The organism is Paraburkholderia caledonica NBRC 102488, from assembly GCF_000685095.1.
In the GTDB taxonomy this organism is placed as follows: domain Bacteria; phylum Pseudomonadota; class Gammaproteobacteria; order Burkholderiales; family Burkholderiaceae; genus Paraburkholderia; species Paraburkholderia caledonica.
Genome location: NZ_BAYE01000005.1, coordinates 261685 through 285851, shown reverse-complemented (window position 1 = coordinate 285851; position 24167 = coordinate 261685). Strand labels below are relative to the sequence as shown.

Sequence of the window (24167 nt, the reverse complement as noted above, 5' to 3'; positions counted from 1 at the left end):
CTCTTTGAGTGGAATGTAATGATGGACGCTGCAAGCAATTTCTTACGATTTGCTGTCGTAATTGCTTGCCGCATCACGGGTCAGTCCCGTTTGTTCGCCAGAATTGAGCAGCACGCGACGCAGCATGCTCTTCAGAAAGCCCACTTCTTCCGGGGTGAAGCCGGAGAGCAGGTCATCCAGTACACCGTTGAAGATCTTCGGCATTTTTGCCGCGATCGCATGCCCTTCCGGCGTGAGTGCAAGACGCACGACGCGCCGGTCTTCGTTGCTGCGCACCCGCGTGAGCAGGCCGCGCTTTTCGAGACGGTCGATCAGGCGCGTGACGGCGCTTGCGTCAATGCCGTATTCGCGCGCGAGTTCGGCCGCCAGCAGACATTTTCCGCTCGCCACCATGAACAGGATGCTGCCTTGCTGACTCGTGATACCAAGCTCCGCCATGCTGCGCTGGGTAACCAGGTTCGACATGGTCGATTTCACGCGCGACAGCAGATAGCCGACACTTTCGCCTAGCTGGTATTCGCTGATCTCAGGCGCTGGGGTTGAGGACGGCTCCGTCATGATTCTCGTGCGAATGCAATGGTTGACTAGGCACTATTATAAGAGTTGGATGATTGACGCGGCAAGCGTTATTACAGCTTAGGCAAGGAAATGTCCGCGCTCAAGCAAGAATCGGCGCGTCTTTACGTATGGGTAAGGACGATTGGACGTCAGATTTACTCATGGAGGAGACGCCGCCGCAGCGCTCCCTATCAGGGAATACCAGAAAGCGTCATTGGTGCGTGTTATAATGTTGGGTTCCCAAAAGTGCGCATTGGGCTTGTCGTGGTTTTTATCCTCACATTGCTCTTATACAAAGAGCGAAGCGGCATGAGCAAGCGGCGCACTCAACTGTCTCCAGGTTTCCTATGACCCGCGCCCTACGCAACATCGCCATCATTGCCCACGTCGACCACGGCAAGACTACGCTCGTCGACCAGCTCCTCCGCCAGACCGCCACGTTCCGTGACAACCAGCAGGTTGCCGAGCGTGTGATGGACTCGAACGACATCGAAAAAGAACGTGGCATCACGATTCTTTCGAAGAACTGCGCGGTCGAATATGAGGGCACGCACATCAACATCGTCGACACCCCGGGCCACGCGGACTTCGGCGGCGAAGTGGAGCGCGTGCTGTCCATGGTCGATTCGGTGCTGCTGCTGGTGGACGCCGTCGAAGGCCCGATGCCGCAAACGCGCTTCGTGACCAAGAAGGCACTGGCGCTCGGCCTGAAGCCGATCGTGGTGATCAACAAGGTGGACCGTCCGGGCGCGCGCATCGACTGGGTGATCAACCAGACGTTCGACCTGTTCGACAAGCTGGGCGCGACCGACGAACAGCTCGACTTCCCGATCGTCTATGCGTCGGGCCTGAACGGCTATGCAGGTCTGACGCCGGACGTGCGTGAAGGCGATATGCGCCCGCTGTTCGAGGCCGTGCTCGAGCACGTGCCGGTTCGCGCGGCCGACCCGGAAGGCCCGCTGCAACTGCAGATCACCTCGCTCGACTACTCGTCGTATGTCGGCCGCATCGGCGTGGGCCGTATCACGCGTGGTCGCATCAAGCCGGGCATGGCAGTCGCCGTGCGTTCGGGTCCTGATGGCGCGATTCTGAACCGCAAGATCAACCAGGTGCTGTCGTTCAAGGGTCTCGAGCGCGTGCAGGTCGAGTCGGCTGAAGCGGGCGACATCGTGCTGATCAACGGTATCGAGGAAATCGGCATTGGCGTGACCATCTGCTCGCCGGAACAGCCGGAAGCGCTGCCCATGATCACCGTCGACGAACCGACGCTGACCATGAACTTCCTCGTCAACTCGTCGCCGCTCGCGGGCCGCGAAGGCAAGTTCGTCACGAGCCGTCAGATCCGTGACCGCCTGATGAAGGAACTGAATCACAACGTCGCGCTGCGCGTCAAAGAAACAGGCGACGAAACCACGTTCGAAGTGGCGGGCCGCGGCGAACTGCACCTGACCATTCTCGTGGAAAACATGCGCCGTGAAGGTTACGAGCTGGCCGTGTCGCGTCCGCGCGTGGTGATGCAGGAAATCGACGGTGTGAAGCACGAGCCGTACGAGAACCTGACCGTCGACATGGAAGACGCGCATCAGGGCGGCGTAATGGAAGAACTGGGCCGCCGCAAGGGCGAAATGCTCGACATGGCGTCGGACGGCCGTGGTCGCACGCGTCTCGAGTATCGTATTTCGGCGCGCGGCCTGATCGGCTTCCAGTCGGAATTCCTCACGCTCACGCGCGGTACGGGCCTGATGAGCCACACGTTCGACTCGTATCAGCCGGTCAAGGAAGGCTCGGTCGGCGAGCGCCGCAACGGCGTGCTGATTTCGCAGGACGACGGCGCGGCAGTCGCTTACGCGCTGTGGAAGCTGCAGGACCGCGGCCGTATGTTCGTGTCGCCGGGCGAGCCGCTGTACGAAGGCATGATCATCGGCATTCATAGCCGTGACAACGACCTGGTCGTGAACCCGATCAAGGGCAAGCAACTCACCAACGTCCGTTCATCGGGTACCGACGAAGCAGTGCGCCTCGTGCCGCCGATCCAGATGTCGCTGGAATACGCGGTCGAATTCATCGACGACGACGAACTGGTTGAAGTCACGCCGCAATCCATCCGTCTGCGTAAGCGCTACCTGAAAGAGCACGAGCGTCGCAGCGCGAGCCGCAAGGGCGCGGTAGATTAAGCAGCGCGCAACGGCCTCTGGCCTTCGGCTGAGTCGTTAGTAAAAAGCCACCTTCGGGTGGCTTTTTACATTTCCGGAGCGCATTCGCGTTATTTGAAATTGCCGCTGAAGCCCGTCGCTGAAGGCCCGAGCGGCAATCCGTCTGCTATCTGCGATATCCGTTATGTGATATGCTCACCGGGTGCCAGTTTTAGGTCCTTCCAAGCAAGACTTGATTCGCGCAATCCGCTAAACGGTCAGGCCGTGTCGCGGAAGGTTCTGTAACCCGCTATTTCTCGAGAAACTCGAAGAAAGGTGAGCGTAAAAATGATGAAGCAATTCCAGTCGAACTCTTATCTGTTCGGCGGCAATGCTCCGTACGTAGAAGAAATGTACGAAGCATATCTCGACAACCCGGCGTCAGTGCCCGAGAACTGGCGCAGCTATTTCGACGCGTTGCAGAACGTTCCTGCATCGGATGGCACCAATGCCAACGACGTGGCCCATGGCCCGATCGTCGAATCGTTTGCGCAACGGGCCAAGGCCAACGCCTTCATCCCGCGCACGGCAACCGGCGGCGAAGACCTCGCTACCGCGCGAAAGCAAGTCTATGTGCAGTCCCTCATCGGCGCATATCGCTTCCTCGGCTCGCAATGGGCCAATCTCGATCCCCTGAAGCGCCGCGAACGTCCCGCAATCCCCGAACTCGAACCCGCGTTCTACGACTTCACCGAAGCCGACATGGACGAGGAATTCAGCGCCACGAATCTGTATTTCGGATTCGAGCGTGCTTCGCTGCGTGAGATCGTCAAGGCATTGCGCGACACATACTGCGGCACGATCGGCGCCGAGTACATGTACATCAGCGATCCGGAACAGAAGCGCTGGTGGAAGGAAAAGCTGGAGTCGATCCGCTCCACGCCGAATTTCTCGAACGAGAAGAAAAAGCACATCCTGAATCGCCTGACGGCTGCTGAAGGCCTCGAGCGCTTCCTGCATACCAAGTACGTCGGCCAGAAACGCTTCTCGCTGGAAGGCGGCGAAAGCTTCATCGCGTCGATGGACGAAGTCGTGCGTCACGGCGGCGCACGCGGCGTGCAGGAAATCGTCATCGGCATGGCTCACCGTGGCCGTCTGAACGTGCTGGTCAATACGCTCGGCAAGATGCCGGCTGACCTGTTCGCCGAATTCGAAGGCAAGCACGTCGACGACCTGCCGGCCGGCGACGTGAAGTACCACAAGGGTTTCTCGTCGGACGTCTCGACCGAAGGCGGCCCGGTTCACCTGTCGCTCGCGTTCAATCCGTCGCACCTCGAAATCGTCAACCCGGTGGTAGAAGGTTCGGCGAAGGCGCGTATGGACCGTCGCGGCGACGACAGCGGCCTGCAAGTGCTGCCGGTGCAGATCCACGGCGACGCGGCTTTTGCCGGTCAGGGCGTCGTGATGGAAACGCTGAACCTCGCGCAAACGCGCGGTTACGGCACGCACGGCACGTTGCACATCGTCATCAACAACCAGATCGGTTTCACGACGTCGGACCCGCGCGACTCGCGCTCCACGTTGTACTGCTCGGACGTCGTCAAGATGATCGAGGCGCCGGTGCTGCACGTGAACGGCGACGATCCTGAAGCAGTCGTTCTCGCCACGCAACTGGCTATCGACTTCCGGATGCAGTTCCACAAGGACGTCGTGGTCGACATCGTCTGCTTCCGTAAGCTGGGTCACAACGAGCAGGACACGCCGGCTGTCACGCAGCCGCTGATGTACAAGACCATCGCGAAGCATCCGGGCACGCGCGCGCTGTACGCGGAAAAGCTGGTGCAACAAGGCGTGATCACGGCCGAAGAAGGCGAGGAATTCGTCAAGGCCTACCGCAAGGCGATGGACGAAGGTCATCACACGGTCGACCCGGTGCTCTCGAACTACAAGAGCAAGTACGCGGTGGACTGGGTGCCGTTCCTGAACCGCAAATGGACCGACGCGGCCGACACGGCTGTGCCGCTCGCGGAACTGAAGCGCCTCGCTGAGCGCATCACCACCGTCCCGGAAAACTTCAAGGTTCACCCGCTCGTCGAGCGCGTTCTGAACGACCGTCGCGCAATGGGCCGTGGCGAAGCGAAGCTCGACTGGGGCATGGGCGAGCACCTCGCGTTCGCGTCGCTGGTCGCGTCCGGCTATGCCGTGCGCCTGACCGGCCAGGACTCGGGCCGCGGCACGTTCACGCACCGTCACGCGGTGCTGCACGATCAGAACCGCGAGCGCTGGAACGACGGCACTTACGTGCCGCTGCAGAACATCGCCGAAGGTCAGGCGAAGTTCACGGTGATCGACTCGGTACTGTCGGAAGAAGCGGTGCTCGGCTTCGAATACGGTTACTCCACGGCTGAGCCGAATACGTTCGTCGCATGGGAAGCGCAGTTCGGCGACTTCGTGAACGGCGCACAAGTCGTGATCGACCAGTTCATTTCGTCGGGCGAAGTAAAGTGGGGCCGCGTCTCGGGCCTGACCATGCTGCTGCCGCACGGCTATGAAGGACAGGGTCCGGAGCACTCGTCGGCGCGTATCGAACGTTTCCTGCAACTGTGCGCAGACCACAACATGCAAGTGGTCCAGCCGACCACGCCGGCGCAGATTTTCCACCTGTTGCGCCGTCAGATGATCCGGCTGTTCCGCAAGCCGCTGATCGTCGCTACGCCGAAGTCGCTGCTGCGTCATAAGGAGGCCGTCTCCGATCTGTCGGAACTGGCGAAGGGTTCGTTCCAGCCGGTGATCGGCGAAGTCGAGGAAACCATCGACGCGAAGAAGGTCAAGCGCGTGCTGGTGTGTTCGGGCCGCGTGTACTACGACCTCGTCGCGCATCGCCGTGAAGCAAAGGCGAACGACGTTGCAATCGTGCGTATCGAACAGCTCTATCCGTTCGCCCACAAGCAGTTCGAAGCAGAGATCAAGAAGTACGACAACGCGACGGAAGTGGTCTGGGTGCAGGACGAGCCGCAGAATCAGGGACCGTGGTTCTACATCGAGCACCATCTGAAGGAAGGCATGAAGGAAGGACAGAAGCTGGCATACAGCGGCCGTCCGGCTTCGGCTTCGCCGGCAGTCGGTTACTACGCGAAGCACTACGAGCAGCAGAAAGCGCTGGTCGAAGGCGCTTTCGGCCGCCTCAAGAGCGCGTCGATCGCTAAATAAAGAGAACAGACGAACCGGGAAAGCGCAGTGCGCTTTCCCGTGCCGCGTTCGGAGACCAACAAAGGTCCAGGCGCGGCAGACATGGTTCGCAGGCGGTCGTCGTTCACCGCGCCGTCACCCGATACGTATTCAGGATATTCATAATGGCTATTGTTGAAGTCAAGGTTCCCCAGCTGTCCGAGTCGGTCTCGGAAGCCACGATGCTGCAGTGGAAGAAGAAGCCCGGCGAGGCTGTTGCCCAGGACGAAATTCTCATCGAAATCGAGACCGACAAGGTCGTGCTCGAAGTGCCGGCACCGTCGGCCGGCGTGCTCGCGCAAGTCATCGCGAACGACGGCGACACCGTCACGGCCGATCAGGTCATCGCCAAGATCGACACGGAAGGCAAGGCAGGCGCCGCCGCTGTCGAAGCCGAAGTGAAACCGGCTCCGGCCGCCACGCCCGCCCCGGCCGCTGCACCGGCGCCGGCTGCTCAAGCCGCATCCGCAACGGGTGCGAACACCGCTGCTTCGCCGGCTGCCGGCAAGCTGATGGCGGAGAAGGGCTTGTCGTCGGGCGACGTCGCCGGCACGGGCCGCGACGGCCGCATCACCAAGGGCGACGTGCTGACGGCAGGCCAGGCCGCTCCGGCTGCGAAGCCCGCCGCGCCTGCACCGGCTGCCGCACCGAAGGCCGCCAGGCCGTCGCTGCCGGACGTCAAGGGCCCGGCATCGGCCGACCAGTGGCTGAAGGACCGCCCGGAGCAACGCGTGCCTATGTCGCGTCTGCGCGCGCGTATCGCCGAGCGTCTGCTCGAGTCGCAGCAAACCAACGCCATTCTGACCACGTTCAACGAAGTGAACATGGCGCCGGTGATGGACTTGCGCAACAAGTACAAGGACAAGTTCGAAAAGGAACATGGCGTGAAGCTCGGCTTCATGTCGTTCTTCGTGAAGGCGGCTGTTCACGCGCTGAAGAAGTTCCCGCTGGTGAACGCGTCGATCGACGGTAACGACATCGTTTATCACGGCTATTTCGACATCGGTATCGCTGTCGGTTCGCCGCGCGGTCTGGTGGTGCCGATCCTGCGCAATGCAGATCAGCTGAGCCTCGCCGAAATCGAGAAGAAGATCGCCGAATTCGGCCAGAAGGCGAAAGACGGCAAGCTGTCGATCGAGGAAATGACGGGCGGTACATTCTCGATCTCGAACGGCGGTGTGTTCGGTTCGATGCTATCGACGCCGATCATCAACCCGCCGCAGTCCGCGATTCTCGGCGTGCACGCAACGAAGGAACGCGCCGTGGTCGAGAACGGCCAGATCGTGATCCGCCCGATGAACTACCTGGCGCTCTCCTACGACCACCGGATCATCGACGGCCGTGAAGCCGTACTGTCGCTCGTCGCCATGAAGGATGCGCTGGAAGACCCGGCGCGCCTGCTGCTCGATCTGTAAGCGCCGCTTCTACCGGTGCCGGCTTGCGATCGCGCGAGCCGGCGCCATATAAAGCATCAGGCAAGCACCACGTCTTTCGCATTCCGCAGTACAGGAACGACCCGCGCCACAAAGTGTGGCCGCGCGCCGTTCCGCCATCAAAAGGATTGTCATGTCCAAAGAATTTGACGTCGTCGTGATCGGCGCAGGCCCTGGCGGTTACATCGCCGCCATCCGCGCAGCGCAGCTCGGCAAGACCGTCGCATGTATCGAAAAATGGAAGAACCCGGCCGGCACGCTGAAGCTCGGCGGCACGTGCCTGAACGTGGGTTGCATTCCGTCGAAGGCGCTGCTCGCGTCGTCGGAAGAATTTGAAAACGCATCGCATCACCTCGCTGACCACGGCATCTCGGTGGAAAACGTGAAGGTCGACATCTCGAAGATGATGGCCCGCAAAGACGGCATCGTCGAAAAGATGACGAAGGGCATCGAATTCCTGTTCCGCAAGAACAAGATCACGTGGCTCAAGGGTCACGGCAAGTTCACCGGCAAGACGGACGCCGGCGTGCAGATCGAGGTGAGCGGGGAAGGCGAAACGGAAGTAGTCACGGCGAAAAACGTGATTATCGCCACGGGTTCCAAGGCACGCCATCTGCCGAACATTCCGGTCGACAACAAGATTGTCGCCGACAACGAAGGCGCTCTCGCTTTCGACACGGCACCGAAGAAGCTCGCCGTGATCGGCGCAGGCGTGATCGGCCTCGAACTGGGCTCGGTGTGGCGCCGTCTGGGCGCGGAAGTGACCGTGCTCGAAGCGCTGCCGGAATTCCTCGGCGCGGCTGACCAGGCGCTCTCAAAAGAAGCGGCCAAGCAGTTCAAGAAGCAGGGTCTCGACATTCACGTCGGCGTGAAGGTCGGCGAAGTGTCGACCACGGAGAACAGCGTCACGATCAATTACACGGACAAGGACGGCAACGCGCAGAAGCTCGAAGCCGACCGCCTGATCGTGTCGATCGGTCGCGTGCCGAACACCGACAACCTCGGTCTCGAAGCGATTGGCCTGAAGGCCAACGAACGCGGCTTTATCGACGTCGACGATCATTGCGCGACGGCCGTGCCGAACGTCTATGCGATCGGCGACGTGGTCCGTGGACCGATGCTCGCGCACAAGGCCGAAGACGAAGGCGTGCTGGTCGCTGAGATCATCGACGGTCAGAAGCCGCATATCGACTACAACTGCATTCCGTGGGTGATCTATACGGAGCCGGAAATTGCGTGGGTCGGCAAGACGGAACAGCAACTGAAGGCGGAAGGCCGCGAAGTCAAGACGGGCCAGTTCCCGTTCATGGCGAACGGCCGCGCGCTGGGCATCAACAAGGCGGACGGTTTCGTCAAGATGATCGCCGACGCGAAGACCGACGAACTGCTCGGCGTGCATATCATCTCGGCGAACGCATCGGACCTGATCGCGGAAGCCGTGGTGGCGATGGAATTCAAGGCGGCGTCGGAAGATATCGGCCGCATTTGCCATCCGCACCCGTCGCTGTCGGAAGTCATGCGCGAAGCGGCACTCGCCGTGGACAAGCGCGCACTGAACATGTAATCGCGCGCACGCCTGACTGAACGTACTCTGGCATCACCACAAAGGCGGGCGGGTTCACTCCCTCCCGCCTTTCTTTTCGCAGCAACACGATGAACGTCACCGAATACTACGAAAAAGAACTGCAGACGCGGGGCTACCAATCCGACCCGGCGCAACGCGCGGCGGTCGACCGTCTGCAGCGGTGCTACGAAGAGTGGGTCGAGTACAAGTCGCGCCGCTCGAATGCGTTGAAGAAGCTCATCAACCGCCCGGACCCGCCGCGTGGCGTGTACATGTGGGGCGGCGTAGGGCGCGGCAAAAGCTTCCTGATGGACAGCTTCTACATGATCGTGCCGGTGCAGCGCAAAACACGGCTGCATTTCCACGAATTCATGCGCGAAGTGCATCGCGAACTGGAAGAACTGAAAGGCCAGGCCGATCCGCTTGACGAACTCGCACGACGCGTTGCGAAGCGCTATCGGCTGATCTGTTTCGATGAATTCCACGTGTCGGACATTGCCGATGCGATGATCCTGTACCGCCTGCTCGACAAGCTGTTCGAAAACGGCGTGCAGTTCGTGATGACGTCCAACTACGATCCCGACACGTTGTACCCTGACGGCCTGCACCGCGACCGCATGCTGCCGGCCATCGAGCTTATCAAGGAGAAGCTGGACGTGGTCAATGTCGATGCGGGCATCGACTACCGGCAACGCACTCTTGCTCAGGTGGAGGTGTATCACACGCCGCTCGGCGCGGCCGCCGACAAGGCGCTGCGCGACGCGTTCGCGCGCCTCGCCGCGGTTCCAGACGAAAGCCCGATCCTGCATATCGAAAAGCGCGAGTTGAAGGCGCTGCGCAAGGCAGACGGCGTTGTCTGGTTCGATTTTGCGACGTTGTGCGGCGGTCCCCGTTCGCAGAACGACTACCTTGAACTGGCGAGCCGTTTCCACGCGGTGATCTTGTCAGCGGTGCCGCAGATGTCGGCGCGCATGGCCTCGGAGGCGCGCCGCTTCACGTGGCTGATCGACGTGTTCTACGACCACAAGGTGAAGCTGCTGATGTCGGCTGCGGTGCCGCCCGAGGAACTTTACGTCGATGGCCCCATGGCTAACGAATTCACCCGCACGGTGTCCCGGATCGTCGAAATGCAGAGCAAAGAGTATCTCGATGCGCCGCGCCGGATCGTCGATACGTCGCTGACCTGAGCGGTGCCCGGGCTGTTTCTGGAAGCCAGCGGACGCTCCTTTTGCGATAGCTCACACCGCCTCAGCCTAGCGGGCTAGGTCGAAAGGCGTATTTTCAGGATTCGGATTGCTCTGATGTTCCGTGTTTGGGCGACTGGCTATCTTTGTCGAGTATCTGACAAAGGAGAAACCATGAACCCCTACCGCGACATGAACGACGAAGAGTGGCAACGCATTGCGCCGTTGCTGCCTGAACTGCGCCCGCGCTCGGAACTACGCGGACGCCCGCTTGCCAATACGCGGTCTGTTCTGAACGGCGTGTTGTGGGTAATGTATAGCGGCGCTACCTGGTCTGCCATGCCGCGCAAATACCCGTCTTATCAAACCTGTCATCGCCGCTTCAAGGCCTGGTACGAATCAGGCGTATTAAAGCGCGTCATGGAGCAGTTGTTCGGCACAGCGAGTGAAGAACTTTGCGCAATGATGGAGGCGCGCATGCGCACGCACCTGAGCGCGGAACAGAAAAGCGTCGCAGTAGAAAAGGCGCCGGTGCCGGCAGCGCCCACGGTGCCCGCGTCGCACACGTCGCACAAACCGGCACCAGCCAAGCCCTTACCGTCTTCTCCGTTTGCTTTCGCGTCGCCCTTCAAACACGCTGCATGACGAGTTCAATCACGCGACATCATCAAGACAAACGGCCGCACGATAATATCGTCGGCCGCTTGTCTTTGTCTTTTGGATTGATCAGCGTGGCCCCCGCGAATTCACTATTGCTGACGAACCCACGTTTGCGATCGGCCAAGTAACGACATGCCGATGTATCCGCGCACTACGAGCTTGTTGCCGCCTTCCTCCAGATGCATTTTGCACTTGTATAGCTTGCCGTTTTCGGGGTCGAGAATCTGCCCGTGATCCCAGGCTTCACCGTCCTTTTTCATGTCGCTAATGATGGTCATGCCGAGAATAGGCTGGTCTTTGCGCGCGTCGGTGCATGCGGTGCAGCGGCGATCTGGCTGGTCGTTCGGACCGAGACCCTTGACTACCTTGCCGCTCAGCGTGCCATTGCCGTCCTGGGAGATCTGCACGAGTGCCTTCGGCTGGCCGGTGTGATCGTCGATGGTCTGCCAGGTGCCTACCGGAGTGTCCGTTTGCGCCATCGCCGTGACGGCGCTGGCGAGAAGCACACCGGCAAACGCTGCATGTTTCGCTGTGCGAAGCGCGACCGCGTGAGCGCGTTGAGTGAACTGCATCATTGTCTTCCTCCTTGTTAAAAGACGGCGCGATCGTGGTCGCGCAGCGTTTTTGGAATCGCGTGAAGCCGTATCACGAGACGTTAGACTCGTGATCTCGCGTGATGCTTCCGGGTTCTGCTGACGCCTGCGGCGCGAGCGGGGGCCGCGGTTTTCGTTCGGCCGCTTCATGTCGTCAGCGCAGAATACGTTAAGTGTGCGGCAAAGTGCGGGTACCGTTTGATAGTGGAACCTCTAATCAGACTGCGGCACGTTGCGGCTGCTTTGAACTGATACCAGAGCATGGCTTTGATACGCGGCCTGAGCGTCGTGCTTTCGGCGGGTGTTTCGCCGGACGCTTGTAGCACCTACAGGTCCCAGGCTGTAGTGCTTCGTGTCGTCGGTCGGAGGGCTAAGGTGATCGACGAGCCCTCAACGGCGGGTGAGAGCCCGCATGCAGATAAACGTGCGTCATATCGAACGAAACAGACGGCGTGACACTGTGCGCAGGCACGTGAAGCCTGTGTGAACGCAGTGTTGATCTGCAACATCGGCTCGGGCCCGAATGGTCCGATGCTCCCTGTTGATGGCGTTAATGCGGGCTCCTTATGAATTACGAGTTCCAAAGCTGCATGGCGATGTCGTGAACCGGCTCGTCAACGTGTTCACGAGCTCTAGAACCGCTGGAACTGACCAAGTCGCCCACCACCAAAAGCGGGACGGCCGTCAGTTCCAGGAGCAGGGCGCTTACTGGACCAAACGCTCGACTGGATCGGCGCCGAACTGCGCGACATGATGAGGAAGTCCACGTTGAGCGCGCGCATGCACCGCGCGCGACCTCCGCTCCTGACGCAGCGATCGCAACCTCCGATCGGTTGCAGCGGCTGGGACCGCGCAAGCCCGCATCTGCGCCAACTTACAAGACAGCCTCCGCCGGAATGCCAACTCAGGAACTCCGTCGGTACAAATTTTTGACGAAAAGCCCGAAGTTCGCGAAAGTGAGTAATAATGAGATGATGAGGATCTAAAACAAAAACTATCGAAGCAGGAATTACATGGACCAAAAGTTGACACTACGACAGATCGCCGTCGCCGCGATCATGGCGTTGGGGGTAGCACAAGGCGCGTACGCACAGGCTCAGCCGGAGGCCGATAACAACGCAACGCCCGGGTTGGTTGCCGAACCGGGCGCCGCCACCGCACCGGCGTCCGCTGTTCTGCCGGCACAGCCGCAAGTGCAGACATCCGCGCTCACGCCGGACGAGGCCAAGCAATCCGCCGCGGGGAACGTCGCGGAAGTGCAGCAGTTGATCAAGGGCTCGGAGCTCAGCGAGTTGCGCACCACGTACAACGCCAGCTATGGAACGAGCTTGCTATTCCACGGCAAGGAGATGACCTATTACGTGGCGCTTTTCCAGCAGAAGAACTTTTGGCGTGTGATCAAGACGCAAGACGCGGCGCGCGCCGAAATGATCTATCGCGATTTTGTGCGCCAGACTGTGCAATTGTCGAACGTAGAGATTCGCCGCACGCAACTCGAAGCGCAGAAGGCGTTCACCGAACGCATGATCGCGTTGTCACAGGGCCGCGCCAACCGTCTGCAAGCGGACCTCGACGTTGCCCGCCAGCAGCAGATGATCGTTACGAACGAGCAGCAGCAAACGCGCGCGGAAGCGGCGGCACTTGCCCAGCAAAAGACGGCCGCGCAAGAGCAACTGCGCGTCGCCCAGCGCCAGGTGCGCGACTTGCAGCGCCAGCTCGAAAGCGGCTTGCCCGCGCACTAACCGGGACTGGGTCGAACGGCTCATCCCAAGGCCGGGCGCAGCGGTGCTTTACCGCAGCCCGGCCCGCTCAAACGACGTACTGCGACGCGCCGGCAATCCCATTCGCACGGACTGCGCTGGTCTTCGTAGCATGCGCTTTTCCTTCTTGCCGCGCGCGCTAGCGCCGCTTCTTTTCTGTCACCGGCTGCTCGTTTTCCGATGCGCGACGCGGCTCGTGCTCGTGGACGGCGATCGGGTCGCTCGCGGGAAAGCTCTCTTCCAACGCCTCGTCGAGGCGACTATCCGTCGAGTCTATCGCCGGTTCCGCCTGCTTTCCGGCGGCGGGCAACGCAGTGTGCTTCTTGCTCGTCATGACAGGCTCCCCTATGAACGAAGTGGAAGGTTGAGCATAACGCAAAGGGAGCATCGGCGACATCGGCCGAACGGCATAGGACGTGCTTGCGCACTCGTCGAAGCACGCGAGGATCGACATGCGGCGGGTGCGCGCCAATCTGAATAAATAAAAACTTCAAACGTGAGCCTGTCCGCTCGTTTTCCGAGTGTCGCAGGGATGCAGTGCGGAAAAATAGAACAATGACCGGTCGCGTGGACCGGCCCATCAGACCGCCTGCGCCAAACCTGCAATGCGCAGCTCGGGAGGAGCGCAAACACGATCGGCGAACGACAAGGCAGCAAACACCATGGACAAGAAACCCGTGCGCGCCAAGCGTTTCAACGCTTCACACGTGGTGGAGGCAGAGCTGGAACATCTGGATTGGGCAACGAAGCAGCCGGCGCAACGAATGTTGGACGCCGGCTACTGGCGGCGTCGCGTGTTGGCGGTCAAATGCAAGTTCGAACTCACGGACCAGCAGGTGGCGAAGGTGGAGAAAATTCTGCAGCGAATCGGTCCTCTCGCGAAGTGACCGTCGCCGCACCGAGGGCCGCTCGACGCTTACGCGTGACCGCCGCCGCCATGATTGCCGTGGTTGCCGCCGTCGCCGCCCGTGCCGAACAGGCGCCGGCGGCGCGTTACCACTACGGGCGCGTCTGACGCGCTGCCGCGCTCTGGCGCAGGGCGGTCGGATGACGGCGCGCCGTACGAGTCGCGCGGTTCACGCGGTTCCCGATGCTCGCGCGGCTCCCGCGAGCCGTGCGGGCCGCGCGTAGTGTGCTCGCCATGCGACGGACGGCCCGCGCGCGGAGCCGGACGGGTTCCGGTATCGAGCTGGATCGTCGAGATGGCGCGCTTGTAGATGCCTTGCAAGCCGACGGGCGTGCGCAGCATCACCAGATACTGATCGAACGACTCGATGCACCCTGTCAGGCGGATGCCATTGACAAGGTAAATCTCAACGCGCTTTCGTTCTTTGCGCGCAGCGTTCATGAAGTCGTTTTGCGGATGCGATTCTGCGGAAGCCATGGACAATTCAGGTTAGAAATACGGTTGTTCGCCGCGATTCTACCCTGTGTGGGGGCAGAACGCGTCGACGGGCGAACTGGGTCCACTATAACGGCTTGCGCTGACATAAGCACCTGATAACTATTGGCTGTAACGTTGAGTTACGAAATCCGCCGACCATTGGCCGGCTTCTTCGGCCACGGCCCGCGTTTGCTCCCATCGATGGCGGAAAATGCCGGCACTGTGAGCGCGTCGGTGGAATAAATTCCGGGTCCAACGCGTTTAGTCAAGGACAGGGTTAAGCACTGAGGAGCAGGAACCGAAGCGCTAACGCTGGTCGAGACAGCCTCAAATGGGACCGAAGTAAACGCTGAAGCGCTAACTCCGGTCGACCGCTTCACATGGGAAACCGAAGTAAGCGCTAAAGCACTAAAGCGCTAACTCCGGTCGACCGCTTTGCATGGGACCGGACTAGGCGCTAAAGCGCCAAGTCCGGTCGACAAAGGAGACTCGTATGAAAGCAACTCTCAGCATCGTCGCGATGATATTTACACTCGCAGTGGCGTCGCTCGCGACCAGCGCCTGCACCTCTACCGCCGACAACAGCGCGTCAAGCTCCAGCGGCGGCAATAGTAGCGGCGGCGGCTACTGAGAGCCACACGTCGCGTGAGCTTTGAAGCAGAAGTGATCTCGTGGCTCCCGCAGTTGCGCCGCTATGCGCGCGCGCTGACGGGGGACCGCGCATGGGCCGACGACCTGGTTCAGGACACGGCGGAGCGCGCGCTTGCGCGCTGGGCGGCGTTCCGGCCAAACAGTAATCTGCGTGCGTGGCTGCTCACCATTCTGCGACATCTTTATATCGATCAGTTGCGCGGCCGCCGCGAGATTGCCGTCGATGAAGAAAGCGCGCCCTGGCGCAACCTCGAAGCGCCGCAGCGCGAGGTCGACGGTCTCGTGCTGCGCGATCTGCAGCGCGCGCTGTATTGTCTGCCGATCGAGCAGCGCGAGGTGCTGTTGCTCGTCTGCGTCGAAGAGCTCAGTTATCAGGAGACGTCGAAGGCGCTCGGCGTGCCGGTCGGCACGGTGATGTCGCGACTGTCGCGCGCACGCGAACATCTGCGCGGGTTGCTGGAAGGACCCGCTCAGGGGCCGGCGCGTAAGCCGCCGCCGCTGAAAGTAGTGAGAAACCCGCGATGAATGACGACCACGATTCCAGCTTGCCCGACGGGGTAGACCTGCAAGCGCTATCGGCGTTTGTCGACGGTGAAATGTCGGATGCGGAACGCGAACGCATCGCAACGCTGCTCACCGGGCATCCGCAAGCCGCTGCGCGCGTCGCCGCATGGCGGGCGCAAAAAGCAGCGCTGCAGGCATTGTGCGGCGCGCCGCAGGACGACGCGCGTCGCGTGCCGGGTAGCCAGGCTGCAGAGACCGCGCGCAGAGCCGACGATGCCGACGAGCCCACCGTCATCGTCCTGCGTCCGCGCACGCCCTGGTGGCGGCGTGCGGGGATCGCCGCGTGCTGGCTCGCGGCGGGCGCCGGCCTCACGCTGGCGTTGGGGCCGCTCGCGCCGCGTCTGACTGGCGGCGCATGGAACGGTCTCGGTGCGCAGGCGCCGAGCTTCGCCGAACGCGCCGACGTTGCGTATGCGGTTTATACGCCTGAGCGGCGTCATCCGGTGGAAGTCGCGGCGAGCGAAGAAGAGCATCTGATCAGCTGGCTTTCCAAGCGTCTGAACCGGTCGCTTTCTGTGCCGTCGCTGCAGGAATACGGCTATTCGCTCGTAGGCGGCCGTCTGTTGCCCGGCGAAGCAGGGCCGGCCGCGCAATTCATGTACGAGAACCGCGCCGGCGCGCGACTCACGCTGTATGTGACCGGCACTGCGCGCGACGAGACCGCGTTCCGCCTGCTACGCGACGGCAACCGGCGCACCTTCTATTGGATCAGCGACGGCATGGGTTATGCGTTGTCAGGGCCGATCGCGGAAGGCAAGTTACGCTCGATTGCCGTCGACGTCTGTAGTGCGCTCGGTGGCAAGCCAGAAGCGTGGCAGTAGCGTGACAATAGAGCGGCTGTTGCTGTGCGCGTCGCGTCCGGCATCCCGATTGGGAACTATCGCGCCGCGCGCCCCGAGGGTACATGTGAGGCGCGCCACGCTAACGCATCGGGCGCGACGGCGCGACTGAGCGCATGCCCCGAGCGCCACAAATGCCCCGGCTGCCGAAAACGCCCCAGGCGCCCCAGGCGCCCCAGGTACGCGGATACTGAAATACCCGACCACACCACGCAAGCCTTCCCCCGCTGAAGGAGAACCCTTGATCCGCCACTTCCCGCCGGGAGTTTCCGCCGCGCAGTTCGACCGGGCGCTCGCCGCCTGGCGCTCGATTGTCGGCGAGCCGCATGTCGTCGATTCGGCGGCCGGACTCTCCGCCTATCTCGATCCCTTCGCGCCGGGCGAGCGCGAAGCGTTCGCGGCGAGCGCTGCGCTCTTGCCCGCATCTGTCGATGAAATTCGCGCGGTGCTGCGCGTGGCGAATCAATATCGCATTCCGTTGTGGACCGTCTCTACCGGGCGCAATTTTGCATACGGCGGCGCGGCGCCGCGTCTTACCGGTTCGGTCGTGCTCGATCTGCAGCGGATGAACCGCATCGTCGAAGTGAACGAGACACTCGCCTATGCGCTCGTCGAGCCGGGCGTGAGCTACTTCGATCTTCATGCGCACCTGCGCGATAAGGGCTACAGGCTGTGGGTCGATCCGCCGGCTGCCGGCTGGGGCAGCGTGGTCGGCAACACGCTCGAACGAGGCTTCGGCTACACGCCGTACGGCGATCATGCAGCGACGCAATGCGGAATGGAGGTGGTGCTGGCAAACGGCGACGTGTTGCGAACCGGCATGGGCGCAATCGATACCAGCACCGCATGGCAGCTTTACCAGCCCGGTTACGGACCTTCGTTCGACGCTATGTTCATGCAGTCGAATTACGGCATCGTGACCAAGCTCGGCGTCTGGCTGATGCCCGCGCCGCCCGCGTATCTGCTCGGCGAAATCCAGTTCCGCGAAGAGGCGGATGTGGAGACCATCGTCGACATATTGCGGCCGTTGCGGCTCGATGAAACCATTCGCAATCACGCGGTGATCGAGGGCGGCTTGCGGCGCGCAGCAGGATTGTCGGCGCGCGCGCAATGGTACGACGGGCCTGGCGCAATGCCCGAAAGCGCGGTCGCCGCGATGCTCGACAAACTTGATGTCGGCCGCTGGAATCTGCATTTTGCGCTGTATGGCACGCCCGAGGTCGTCGACGCACACTACGCAATCGTGCAGCGCGCGTTCGCGCGTGTGCCTCACGCGCGGTTCCTGGCGAAGCGTTATGCGGGCGATGCGCAGCCCACTGCCGGCGGTGACCGTAATCTCGCCGGCATTCCCGCAATGAGCGCGTTTCGCATGCTCGACTGGCGCGGCGGCGCGGGCGCGCACGTGGACTTTGCGCCGGTGTGTCCCGCGACCGGACGCGACGCGCTGCGCCAATACTCGATGGTGAAGGCCCGCGCGGCCGAGTATGGTTTCGACTACTACGGCGGCTTTACAGCGGGCGTGCGTCATCTGCATCACATCTTCGCGGCGATTTTCGATCGCGACGATAAGAACCAGGTCGAGCAGGCGGGCGCCTTACTACGCTCGTTGATGAGCGATGCGCGTGCGGCCGGTTATGGCCAATATCGCACGCACCTCGCGTATATGGATTTCGCGGCCGCTCAGTACAACTTCAACGACGGCGCATTGCTGCGGCTGTCGGAAACGATCAAGGACGCGCTCGACCCGAACGGCGTTCTCGCGCCGGGCAAGCAGGGCATATGGCCTGCGGCGTGGCGCGATCGGCGCGGCTATACATGAGCGTCAGCCGACGTCTGGCGGGCACGGCGCAACTGTCCGGCGAGCATTGCGCTCGCTGAGCAAACCAGGAGGCGGACCAGCACATGGACCGGCGCACCTTCATGATGACGAGCGCATGGCTTTCCAGCACGGCAGCTTCTGCGTGGCCATGGCTCACGCATGCCGCCGCGCGTCGCGACACGTTGGCGATCGCCGATTCCACGCTCACGTTCAGCGCTGCGTTTGCCCGCTACGCGGCGGCGATGAAGTTGCCGGTATTCGAAACCGGCGACGACATCGGCTTGTTATGGCACACGGCGCTTGCACCGATGCTTCGGGCGTCGACTAACGAGCAGCCGACGCCGTGGCTAATCGGCGTGACGCGAGCATCGGACTATTTCGTGCTCAAAGAACTCGCCACGAGTGCAACGCATCGCATCGAGCACGGCCACGAACGCAGCGACGGGCAAGGCACGCACTCCGCCCACGTCAGCTTTGTCTTTGCGCCGCGCTAGAACTTATATGCCTTGTTCTTGGGATCGAAAGTGGAATCGTCGAAAGTTTTTGGCGTGATCGTTTCGAACACGATCTTTTCGAAGATGCGGCCGTCGTTGTCGTAAGACTCGACAGTGCGGAAATACGGATGCCGCAAATCGAGCCCAAGTGTTTCCCTCTTTGCGTAGAACTGCGGCTGGCCGGTCGGTGTCTCGAACGTGAACGCGACGACGCGCACACCGTCGATCGTCTTCACTTCGATCTGCGTCGAGCGGGGCAAGCCGGCTTCGGTAAATTTTTTGCCCTCGGCGAGGTATTGCTCTGCAATGTATTCGGTCCCGAGATCGCGCACGTCGTGATTCGATTGCGAGCGGGCGAGGGCGCCGTTTAGCGACGTCCATAACGGCATCACGTTCATGATGCCGCCCAGATGTCCGTACATTTCGTCCGCGCGTTTCGACTCGTCGTAGAGGATTTCCTGGCCGGCGTGCGAACCGTCGGGCAGCCACTTCGCGTAGATGCGAAGCGGGTCGTGCGCGACCCGCACGAGCATATGGTCGGGCTTGTCGGGCCACTGGCCGCGAATGCGTTCCGAACGCGACATCGTCATTTCATACGACGCGTAGCCGTTCGGCCCTTCCTTGATATAGCGCGGCAGCGCGAGCGGATCGAGCGACTTGAAGAGCGCGACAAGTTGCGCGTCGCCGAGCGCTTGGAGCGCGCCGCTTTGTTGCGCGGCGCGCAGCCATTTGACCTGCTGATCCAGCGTCAGCCTGCCGACCTGCGACGCGGGCGTGGAAGGCGCCTTGACAGCGCTCGCGGCTTCGAGGGGCGGCGGTTTGTCGTCGTTTTGCGCGAACGCGGGCACTGTCGCGGTGCTCGCTGCGCCGGTCATCAACGCGCCCAGCAGCAGCCAGCGGAAACCGGACCGGTGCGATGCACTGTGAGACGCCGCGAGCGCCGGCGCGGTGCCGCCGGCGATAACGTGAGCGTCGGGCCGCACGAAACGGGCAATGCGCAGACGTGCGAACAGGCGGTGCGTCATCGAACTCTCCGAAAGGGTGGCGCAAGACATCATGCAAGAGCCTTGCCTCTCAGGCAGTCTTTTGCTTCGCGAGTTCCTCGTCGCGTAGCGCACGGCGCAGAATCTTGCCGACGTTGGTTTGCGGCAGATCATCGCGAAACTCGACCACCTTCGGCACCTTGTAGCCCGTCAGATTCTTGCGGCAATGTGCGATCACCTGCTCGGCGGTCAGCGACGGATTGCGCTTCACGATGAACACCTTCACGCGTTCGCCCTGGGCGTCGTCGGGCACACCGATTGCAGCCACCTCGCGCACGTCCGGGTGCGCCGCGATGACATCTTCGATCTCGTTCGGATAGACGTTAAAGCCCGAGACCAGAATCATGTCTTTCTTCCGGTCGATCAGGCGGATGAAGCCGCGCGAATCCATCACGCCGATGTCGCCGGTCGCAAGCCAACCTTCGTCGTCGATCACCTTCGCCGTTTCTTCCGGCCGGTTCCAGTAGCCTTTCATGACCTGCGGCCCCTTCACGCACAATTCGCCCGCTTCGCCGATGTTGGCCCAACTGCCGTCGTCTTTCCTGAAGCGGACTTGCGTAGAGGGCGCGGGCAGACCGATCGAGCCTTCGAAGTCGCGCAGGTTCGAGATGTCGACGGGATTCATCGACACGATGGGCGAGCATTCGGTCAAGCCGTAGCCTTCGATAATCGGCTTGCCCGTGACTGCCTTGAAGCGCTCGGCTACTGAGCGCTGCGTTGCCATGCCGCCCGCCATTGCCAGTTTCAGGTCGGAGAAATCGCGCTTGCAGAATTCCTCGTTCTCGAGAAACGCGTTATAGAGCGTGTTGACCGCCGTCATGCCGGTGAATTTCTCGTGACGGATGATCATCATTACGCGCTTCATGTCGCGCGGATTCGCGATCAGAATGTTGCGTCCGCCGAGACCCATGAAAATCAGCGCGTTCACCGTCAGCGAATAGATGTGATAGAGCGGCAGCGGCGTGAGTACCGTTTCCACTTCTCCGCTCAATTGACCTTCGGCCCACGCCTTTGCCTGCAGCAGATTGGCGAGGATATTCCGGTGCGTGAGCATCGCGCCCTTCGCGACGCCGGTCGTTCCGCCGGTGTACTGAAGAAACGCGATGTCGTGATGCATCGGCCGAACAGGCGTGAGCGGCCGCGTATAACCAATCGCAAGCGCCTTCAGCAACGGAACGGCGTTCGGCAGACTGTACGCGGGCACCATCTTCTTCACGTGCCGCAGCATGAAATTGAGCACTCGTCCCTTCAGATTCAGGCCGTCGGCGAGCAGGTCGCCGAGTCCTGTCACGATCACGTTCTGCACCTTGGTGCCCGGCAGCGCGTCTTGCACCGTCTTCGCAAAGTTCTCGAAAACGATGATGGTCTGCGCGCCGCTGTCCTTCAACTGATGCGCGAGTTCGCGCACGGTGTAGAGCGGATTGACGTTGACCACCACCGCGCCGGCTTTCAGTACACCGAACAGCGACACCGGGTATTGAAACGTATTGGGCAGCATGATCGCGACGCGCTCGCCCGGCTTCACGCCGATGCTTTGCAGATACGCGGCGAAGGCCGTCGCCTTGCGGCCGAGTACGCCATAGGTCATGCTCGCGCCGACGCTGACGTACGCAACGCGCTCACGGAATTGCGCAATGCATTCGTCGAAGAAGTGCACGACAGACTCGTATTTGCCGACGTCGATCTCATGCGGCACGTCGGCGGGATACGACGCGTACCAGATGCCGTCCGTGTTGGGGGCCTGGCTAGGCCGCCCCGTTGCGTCTTGCGTTGCCGCCGCGTCTGCATGAGCGGCCCCGGTTGCCTGATTCGCAGCGGCGGGCGAGAGCGAGGCTTGAGTGGGCTGGGTCATCGGTCGTCTCCTGAAGCCTTGGCTTCAATGGTTTGTGTGCTGGTTGAAGCGGTCCAGCATGTTGCTGCATTTGCTACGGCCACTGCGAATCTCAGCGCTCGATTATCGCCACCACGCCCTGGCCGCCCGCCGCGCAGATCGAAATCAGTCCGCGCGCCGTGTCCGCCGGCTTGTCGAGTTGAGCGAGCATTTTCGCCAGACCCGCAACGATGCGCCCGCCCGTCGCCGCGAACGGATGCCCGGTTGCGAGCGAGCCGCCGTTCACGTTGAGCTTCGCGCTGTCGATCGAACCGAGCGGCGCGTCGAGGCCGAGCTGCGTGCGGCAGTATTCGTCATCCTGCCACGCCGCGAGCGTGCACAGCACCTGCGCCGCGAACGCTTCGTGGATCTCGTAGAAATCGAAGTCCTGCAACGTCAGTCCGGCTCGCGCGAGCATGCGCGGCACCGCGTAGGCGGGCGCCATCAAAAGGCCTTCTTTCTTGTCGAAGAAGTCGACTGCCGCGGTTTCCGACCACCTCAGATAGGCGAGCACCGGCAACCCGTGGCGAGCGGCCCATTCCTCGCTTGCAAGCAGTACCGCGGAGGCGCCGTCGGTGAGCGGCGTCGAATTGCCCGCGGTCAGCGTGCCCGCGTCGCGATCGAAGGCGGGCGAAAGCGCGGCGAGCTTGTCGAGCGTGAGGTCCGAGCGCAGATTGTTGTCGCGCGCGAGGCCGCGATACGGCGTCATCAGATCGTTGACGAAACCGCGCGCGTAAGCTTCGGCCAGCTTGCGGTGACTCTCGTAAGCCAGCACGTCCTGCGCTTCGCGCGAGATGTTCCAGCGCTTGGCCATCAGTTCGCAGTGCTCGCCCATCGAAAGGCCGGTGCGCGGCTCGCCGTTGCGCGGCAGGAGCGGCTTGAAAAACATGGCTGGCCGCAGTTTCGCGAGCGCGCCCACTCGCTCGCCCGTACTCCTGCCGCGATTCGCTTCGAGCAGAATCTTGCGCATCTTTTCGTTGACGCCGATGGGAGCATCCGATGTCGTATCGACACCGCCCGCGATACCCACTTCGATCTGTCCCAACGCGATCTTGTTGGCGACGAGTATGGCGGCTTCGAGCCCAGTACCGCAGGCCTGTTGAACATCGTACGCGGGCGTTTCCTTCGAGAGTGTGGTGGACAGCACGGATTCGCGCGTCAGATTGAAGTCGCGCGAATGCTTGATGACGGCGCCAGCCGCAACTTCGCCGAGACGTTCGCCGTGCAAGCCAAAGCGGTCGATCAGTCCTTGCAGCGTGAAGGTCAGCATGTCCTGATTCGACGCGCTCGCATACGCGGTGTTCGAGCGTGCGAACGGAATCCGGTTACCGCCGATTATCGCGACGCGGCGCACGGGTGGCAGCGGGTGGGACATGCCTGGCTCCTTCTGGTTGCGTATGTTTTATGGTCGGGGGACGAGTGCGGGCGCCGCTATCGGGCAAACGGCGCGCGCCTCATTGCAATCTCCATTGCATGCGGCCGCGCAAATGCGGCTTTTCTCCGGCGATGTCGCGCACCTCGATATCGCGTTCGATCAGCGAAGACGACGCGCTCCACAACGACGCTTCGCCGGGCAGCAGCATCGGCAGCTTGAATTCGGCACTGAGCGTCGCTTCGGCCAGCGGCTTGGGCGGCTGCAAGGACGATGCCGCGCGCGCGAGCGTCCACATGCCGTGTGCAATCGCGCGTGGAAAACCGAATGCTTTTGCAGAGAGCGCGCTCAGATGGATCGGGTTGTAGTCGCCCGACACGCTCGCGTAATCGCGGCCGAGTTGCGAGGCAAGCTGCCAGCGCGCGATGCGCTGCAGCGCTGCCGTATCGACCTGAAGCGGATCGAGTTGCACGCCGCTCGCCGGCACGCCGCGCTTCAGATAAACGCTGTCGCCATCCCACACCGCTTCGCCGCGCCGGTAAATGCGGGTATGCAGCAAAAACGCCTGGCCCTTGTCGTGGCGCAGCAGCGCGCCGAATTCGACCTCCACGCGCAGGAGGTCCTTGTACGCGAGCGGCCGGCGCAGACGCACATGATTGGCCAGATGCAGCAGGCCGACCGCGGGCCACGGGAACGCCGGGTCGGTCAGCATCAGCAGATGCAAGGGGAACGCGAGCAGATGCGGATACGTGAGAGGCACGCCATGCTCCGGGATGAAGCCGCACACGCGTGCGTAACGCCACGCGGGCCCCGGATCGAGCGCGACAGTGGGGCGCACGAGGCGCAATGCGGGCAACTGCGTGGGGCGTGCGCGTTTGACGATGCCCGACAAAGCGCGCGCATAGAGCTTCGCCGGCGTCGGCAAGGTTTCGACGACGACAGTTCTCGGCCGCACCGCGCTGTGCGGCGCGAGTTGCGATGCATGATTCCCGCCAAACGGATCCCCGGGTTCATCCATG

General features: G+C 62.0%; 21 protein-coding genes. 13 read left to right on the top strand and 8 right to left on the bottom strand.

The window, feature by feature from the left end:
• Nucleotides 1-42 precede the first annotated feature (42 nt).
• Nucleotides 43-558 carry a MarR family winged helix-turn-helix transcriptional regulator gene (locus tag BCA01S_RS13070; protein ID WP_027777272.1) on the bottom strand — a complete coding sequence of 172 codons (516 nt, stop codon included), beginning with the start codon at nucleotides 556-558 and terminating at the stop codon, nucleotides 43-45.
• A 347-nt stretch (nucleotides 559-905) separates the two neighbouring features.
• Here BCA01S_RS13070 and typA point away from each other — a divergent pair, with 347 nt between their 5' ends.
• The 6 genes from typA (at nucleotide 906) to BCA01S_RS13040 (ending at nucleotide 10744) form a co-directional block, all read left to right on the top strand.
• Nucleotides 906-2732, top strand: coding sequence for a translational GTPase TypA (typA, locus tag BCA01S_RS13065; RefSeq protein ID WP_020070123.1), 1827 nt, complete (start codon nucleotides 906-908; stop codon nucleotides 2730-2732).
• A 306-nt stretch (nucleotides 2733-3038) separates the two neighbouring features.
• Nucleotides 3039-5900, top strand: a complete 2862-nt coding sequence (locus BCA01S_RS13060; protein WP_020070124.1) for a 2-oxoglutarate dehydrogenase E1 component — start codon at nucleotides 3039-3041, stop codon at nucleotides 5898-5900.
• Nucleotides 5901-6043: 143 nt separating this feature from the next.
• A complete protein-coding gene (odhB, locus tag BCA01S_RS13055) occupies nucleotides 6044-7333 on the top strand; it encodes a 2-oxoglutarate dehydrogenase complex dihydrolipoyllysine-residue succinyltransferase (protein ID WP_020070125.1) in 1290 nt (429 codons plus the stop codon).
• Nucleotides 7334-7484: 151 nt separating this feature from the next.
• Complete coding sequence (gene lpdA / locus BCA01S_RS13050; RefSeq protein ID WP_027777271.1) at nucleotides 7485-8915, top strand: dihydrolipoyl dehydrogenase; 1431 nt, start codon at nucleotides 7485-7487, stop codon at nucleotides 8913-8915.
• A gap of 89 nt (nucleotides 8916-9004) precedes the next feature.
• Nucleotides 9005-10102 carry a cell division protein ZapE gene (gene zapE, locus BCA01S_RS13045; RefSeq protein WP_027777270.1) on the top strand — a complete coding sequence of 366 codons (1098 nt, stop codon included), beginning with the start codon at nucleotides 9005-9007 and terminating at the stop codon, nucleotides 10100-10102.
• Nucleotides 10103-10273: 171 nt separating this feature from the next.
• The gene (locus tag BCA01S_RS13040; RefSeq protein WP_027777269.1) at nucleotides 10274-10744 is read left to right on the top strand and encodes a transposase; all 471 of its coding nucleotides are present in this window, start codon (nucleotides 10274-10276) and stop codon (nucleotides 10742-10744) included.
• Between the two features lie 104 nt (nucleotides 10745-10848).
• On the opposite strand, the gene BCA01S_RS13035 is transcribed toward BCA01S_RS13040, so the two are convergent.
• Nucleotides 10849-11334, bottom strand: coding sequence for a DUF2147 domain-containing protein (locus BCA01S_RS13035; RefSeq protein ID WP_027777268.1), 486 nt, complete (start codon nucleotides 11332-11334; stop codon nucleotides 10849-10851).
• Between the two features lie 1031 nt (nucleotides 11335-12365).
• Here BCA01S_RS13035 and BCA01S_RS13030 point away from each other — a divergent pair.
• Nucleotides 12366-13094, top strand: a complete 729-nt coding sequence (locus tag BCA01S_RS13030; RefSeq protein WP_027777267.1) for a DUF2968 domain-containing protein — start codon at nucleotides 12366-12368, stop codon at nucleotides 13092-13094.
• Between the two features lie 157 nt (nucleotides 13095-13251).
• On the opposite strand, the gene BCA01S_RS13025 is transcribed toward BCA01S_RS13030, so the two are convergent.
• Complete coding sequence (locus tag BCA01S_RS13025) at nucleotides 13252-13446, bottom strand: hypothetical protein (RefSeq protein WP_027777266.1); 195 nt, start codon at nucleotides 13444-13446, stop codon at nucleotides 13252-13254.
• A 328-nt stretch (nucleotides 13447-13774) separates the two neighbouring features.
• Between BCA01S_RS13025 and BCA01S_RS13020 the strand changes: the two genes are divergently transcribed.
• Nucleotides 13775-13999, top strand: a complete 225-nt coding sequence (locus BCA01S_RS13020) for a hypothetical protein (protein WP_027777265.1) — start codon at nucleotides 13775-13777, stop codon at nucleotides 13997-13999.
• A 29-nt stretch (nucleotides 14000-14028) separates the two neighbouring features.
• Here BCA01S_RS13020 and hfq read toward each other — a convergent pair whose 3' ends face one another.
• The gene (gene hfq, locus BCA01S_RS13015) at nucleotides 14029-14496 is read right to left on the bottom strand and encodes an RNA chaperone Hfq (RefSeq protein ID WP_027777264.1); all 468 of its coding nucleotides are present in this window, start codon (nucleotides 14494-14496) and stop codon (nucleotides 14029-14031) included.
• A 493-nt stretch (nucleotides 14497-14989) separates the two neighbouring features.
• Here hfq and BCA01S_RS38490 point away from each other — a divergent pair, with 493 nt between their 5' ends.
• The 5 genes from BCA01S_RS38490 to BCA01S_RS12990 all read left to right on the top strand — a co-directional run bounded on the left by BCA01S_RS38490 (nucleotide 14990) and on the right by BCA01S_RS12990 (nucleotide 18863).
• Nucleotides 14990-15127: a hypothetical protein gene (locus tag BCA01S_RS38490; RefSeq protein WP_169740526.1), complete on the top strand. Its 138-nt coding sequence runs from the start codon at nucleotides 14990-14992 to the stop codon at nucleotides 15125-15127.
• Nucleotides 15128-15141: 14 nt separating this feature from the next.
• Nucleotides 15142-15672 (top strand): sigma-70 family RNA polymerase sigma factor, encoded by a 531-nt coding sequence (locus BCA01S_RS13005; RefSeq protein WP_027777263.1) that lies wholly within the window; start codon nucleotides 15142-15144, stop codon nucleotides 15670-15672.
• The gene (locus tag BCA01S_RS13000; RefSeq protein ID WP_027777262.1) at nucleotides 15669-16532 is read left to right on the top strand and encodes an anti-sigma factor; all 864 of its coding nucleotides are present in this window, start codon (nucleotides 15669-15671) and stop codon (nucleotides 16530-16532) included. The genes BCA01S_RS13005 and BCA01S_RS13000 overlap by 4 nt, the downstream gene beginning before the upstream one ends.
• Nucleotides 16533-16791: 259 nt before the next feature.
• Nucleotides 16792-18369, top strand: coding sequence for an FAD-binding oxidoreductase (locus BCA01S_RS12995; protein WP_027777261.1), 1578 nt, complete (start codon nucleotides 16792-16794; stop codon nucleotides 18367-18369).
• Between the two features lie 83 nt (nucleotides 18370-18452).
• On the top strand, nucleotides 18453-18863 hold the full coding sequence (locus tag BCA01S_RS12990) for a hypothetical protein (protein ID WP_027777260.1): 411 nt from the start codon (nucleotides 18453-18455) through the stop codon (nucleotides 18861-18863).
• On the opposite strand, the gene BCA01S_RS12985 is transcribed toward BCA01S_RS12990, so the two are convergent.
• The 4 genes from BCA01S_RS12985 to BCA01S_RS12970 form a co-directional block, all read right to left on the bottom strand.
• Entirely contained in the window at nucleotides 18860-19888 is a 1029-nt protein-coding gene (locus BCA01S_RS12985; RefSeq protein WP_027777259.1) for a DUF1571 domain-containing protein, read from the bottom strand. The two genes, BCA01S_RS12990 and BCA01S_RS12985, sit on opposite strands and share 4 nt — an antisense overlap.
• A gap of 49 nt (nucleotides 19889-19937) precedes the next feature.
• Nucleotides 19938-21758 carry an AMP-binding protein gene (locus BCA01S_RS12980; protein ID WP_027777258.1) on the bottom strand — a complete coding sequence of 607 codons (1821 nt, stop codon included), beginning with the start codon at nucleotides 21756-21758 and terminating at the stop codon, nucleotides 19938-19940.
• A 91-nt stretch (nucleotides 21759-21849) separates the two neighbouring features.
• On the bottom strand, nucleotides 21850-23151 hold the full coding sequence (locus BCA01S_RS12975; protein ID WP_027777257.1) for an acetyl-CoA C-acetyltransferase: 1302 nt from the start codon (nucleotides 23149-23151) through the stop codon (nucleotides 21850-21852).
• A 79-nt stretch (nucleotides 23152-23230) separates the two neighbouring features.
• Nucleotides 23231-24166: a MaoC/PaaZ C-terminal domain-containing protein gene (locus BCA01S_RS12970; RefSeq protein WP_027777256.1), complete on the bottom strand. Its 936-nt coding sequence runs from the start codon at nucleotides 24164-24166 to the stop codon at nucleotides 23231-23233.
• Nucleotide 24167 lies beyond the last annotated feature (1 nt).

Excerpts from the sequence above, each read along its gene's own strand:
- zapE (WP_027777270.1), top strand. The coding sequence starts at position 9,005 with ATGAACGTCACCGAATACTACGAAAAAGAACTGCAGACGCGGGGCTAC.
- BCA01S_RS12985 (WP_027777259.1), bottom strand. The coding sequence starts at position 19,888 with ATGACGCACCGCCTGTTCGCACGTCTGCGCATTGCCCGTTTCGTGCGG.
- typA (WP_020070123.1), top strand. The coding sequence starts at position 906 with ATGACCCGCGCCCTACGCAACATCGCCATCATTGCCCACGTCGACCAC.
- BCA01S_RS13025 (WP_027777266.1), bottom strand. The coding sequence starts at position 13,446 with ATGACGAGCAAGAAGCACACTGCGTTGCCCGCCGCCGGAAAGCAGGCG.
- hfq (WP_027777264.1), bottom strand. The coding sequence starts at position 14,496 with ATGGCTTCCGCAGAATCGCATCCGCAAAACGACTTCATGAACGCTGCG.
- BCA01S_RS12990 (WP_027777260.1), top strand. The coding sequence starts at position 18,453 with ATGGACCGGCGCACCTTCATGATGACGAGCGCATGGCTTTCCAGCACG.
- BCA01S_RS38490 (WP_169740526.1), top strand. The coding sequence starts at position 14,990 with ATGAAAGCAACTCTCAGCATCGTCGCGATGATATTTACACTCGCAGTG.
- BCA01S_RS12970 (WP_027777256.1), bottom strand. The coding sequence starts at position 24,166 with ATGGATGAACCCGGGGATCCGTTTGGCGGGAATCATGCATCGCAACTC.
- BCA01S_RS13000 (WP_027777262.1), top strand. The coding sequence starts at position 15,669 with ATGAATGACGACCACGATTCCAGCTTGCCCGACGGGGTAGACCTGCAA.
- BCA01S_RS13040 (WP_027777269.1), top strand. The coding sequence starts at position 10,274 with ATGAACCCCTACCGCGACATGAACGACGAAGAGTGGCAACGCATTGCG.
- BCA01S_RS13030 (WP_027777267.1), top strand. The coding sequence starts at position 12,366 with ATGGACCAAAAGTTGACACTACGACAGATCGCCGTCGCCGCGATCATG.
- BCA01S_RS13035 (WP_027777268.1), bottom strand. The coding sequence starts at position 11,334 with ATGATGCAGTTCACTCAACGCGCTCACGCGGTCGCGCTTCGCACAGCG.
- BCA01S_RS12975 (WP_027777257.1), bottom strand. The coding sequence starts at position 23,151 with ATGTCCCACCCGCTGCCACCCGTGCGCCGCGTCGCGATAATCGGCGGT.
- BCA01S_RS12980 (WP_027777258.1), bottom strand. The coding sequence starts at position 21,758 with ATGACCCAGCCCACTCAAGCCTCGCTCTCGCCCGCCGCTGCGAATCAG.
- BCA01S_RS13060 (WP_020070124.1), top strand. The coding sequence starts at position 3,039 with ATGATGAAGCAATTCCAGTCGAACTCTTATCTGTTCGGCGGCAATGCT.
- BCA01S_RS13070 (WP_027777272.1), bottom strand. The coding sequence starts at position 558 with ATGACGGAGCCGTCCTCAACCCCAGCGCCTGAGATCAGCGAATACCAG.
- odhB (WP_020070125.1), top strand. The coding sequence starts at position 6,044 with ATGGCTATTGTTGAAGTCAAGGTTCCCCAGCTGTCCGAGTCGGTCTCG.
- BCA01S_RS13020 (WP_027777265.1), top strand. The coding sequence starts at position 13,775 with ATGGACAAGAAACCCGTGCGCGCCAAGCGTTTCAACGCTTCACACGTG.
- lpdA (WP_027777271.1), top strand. The coding sequence starts at position 7,485 with ATGTCCAAAGAATTTGACGTCGTCGTGATCGGCGCAGGCCCTGGCGGT.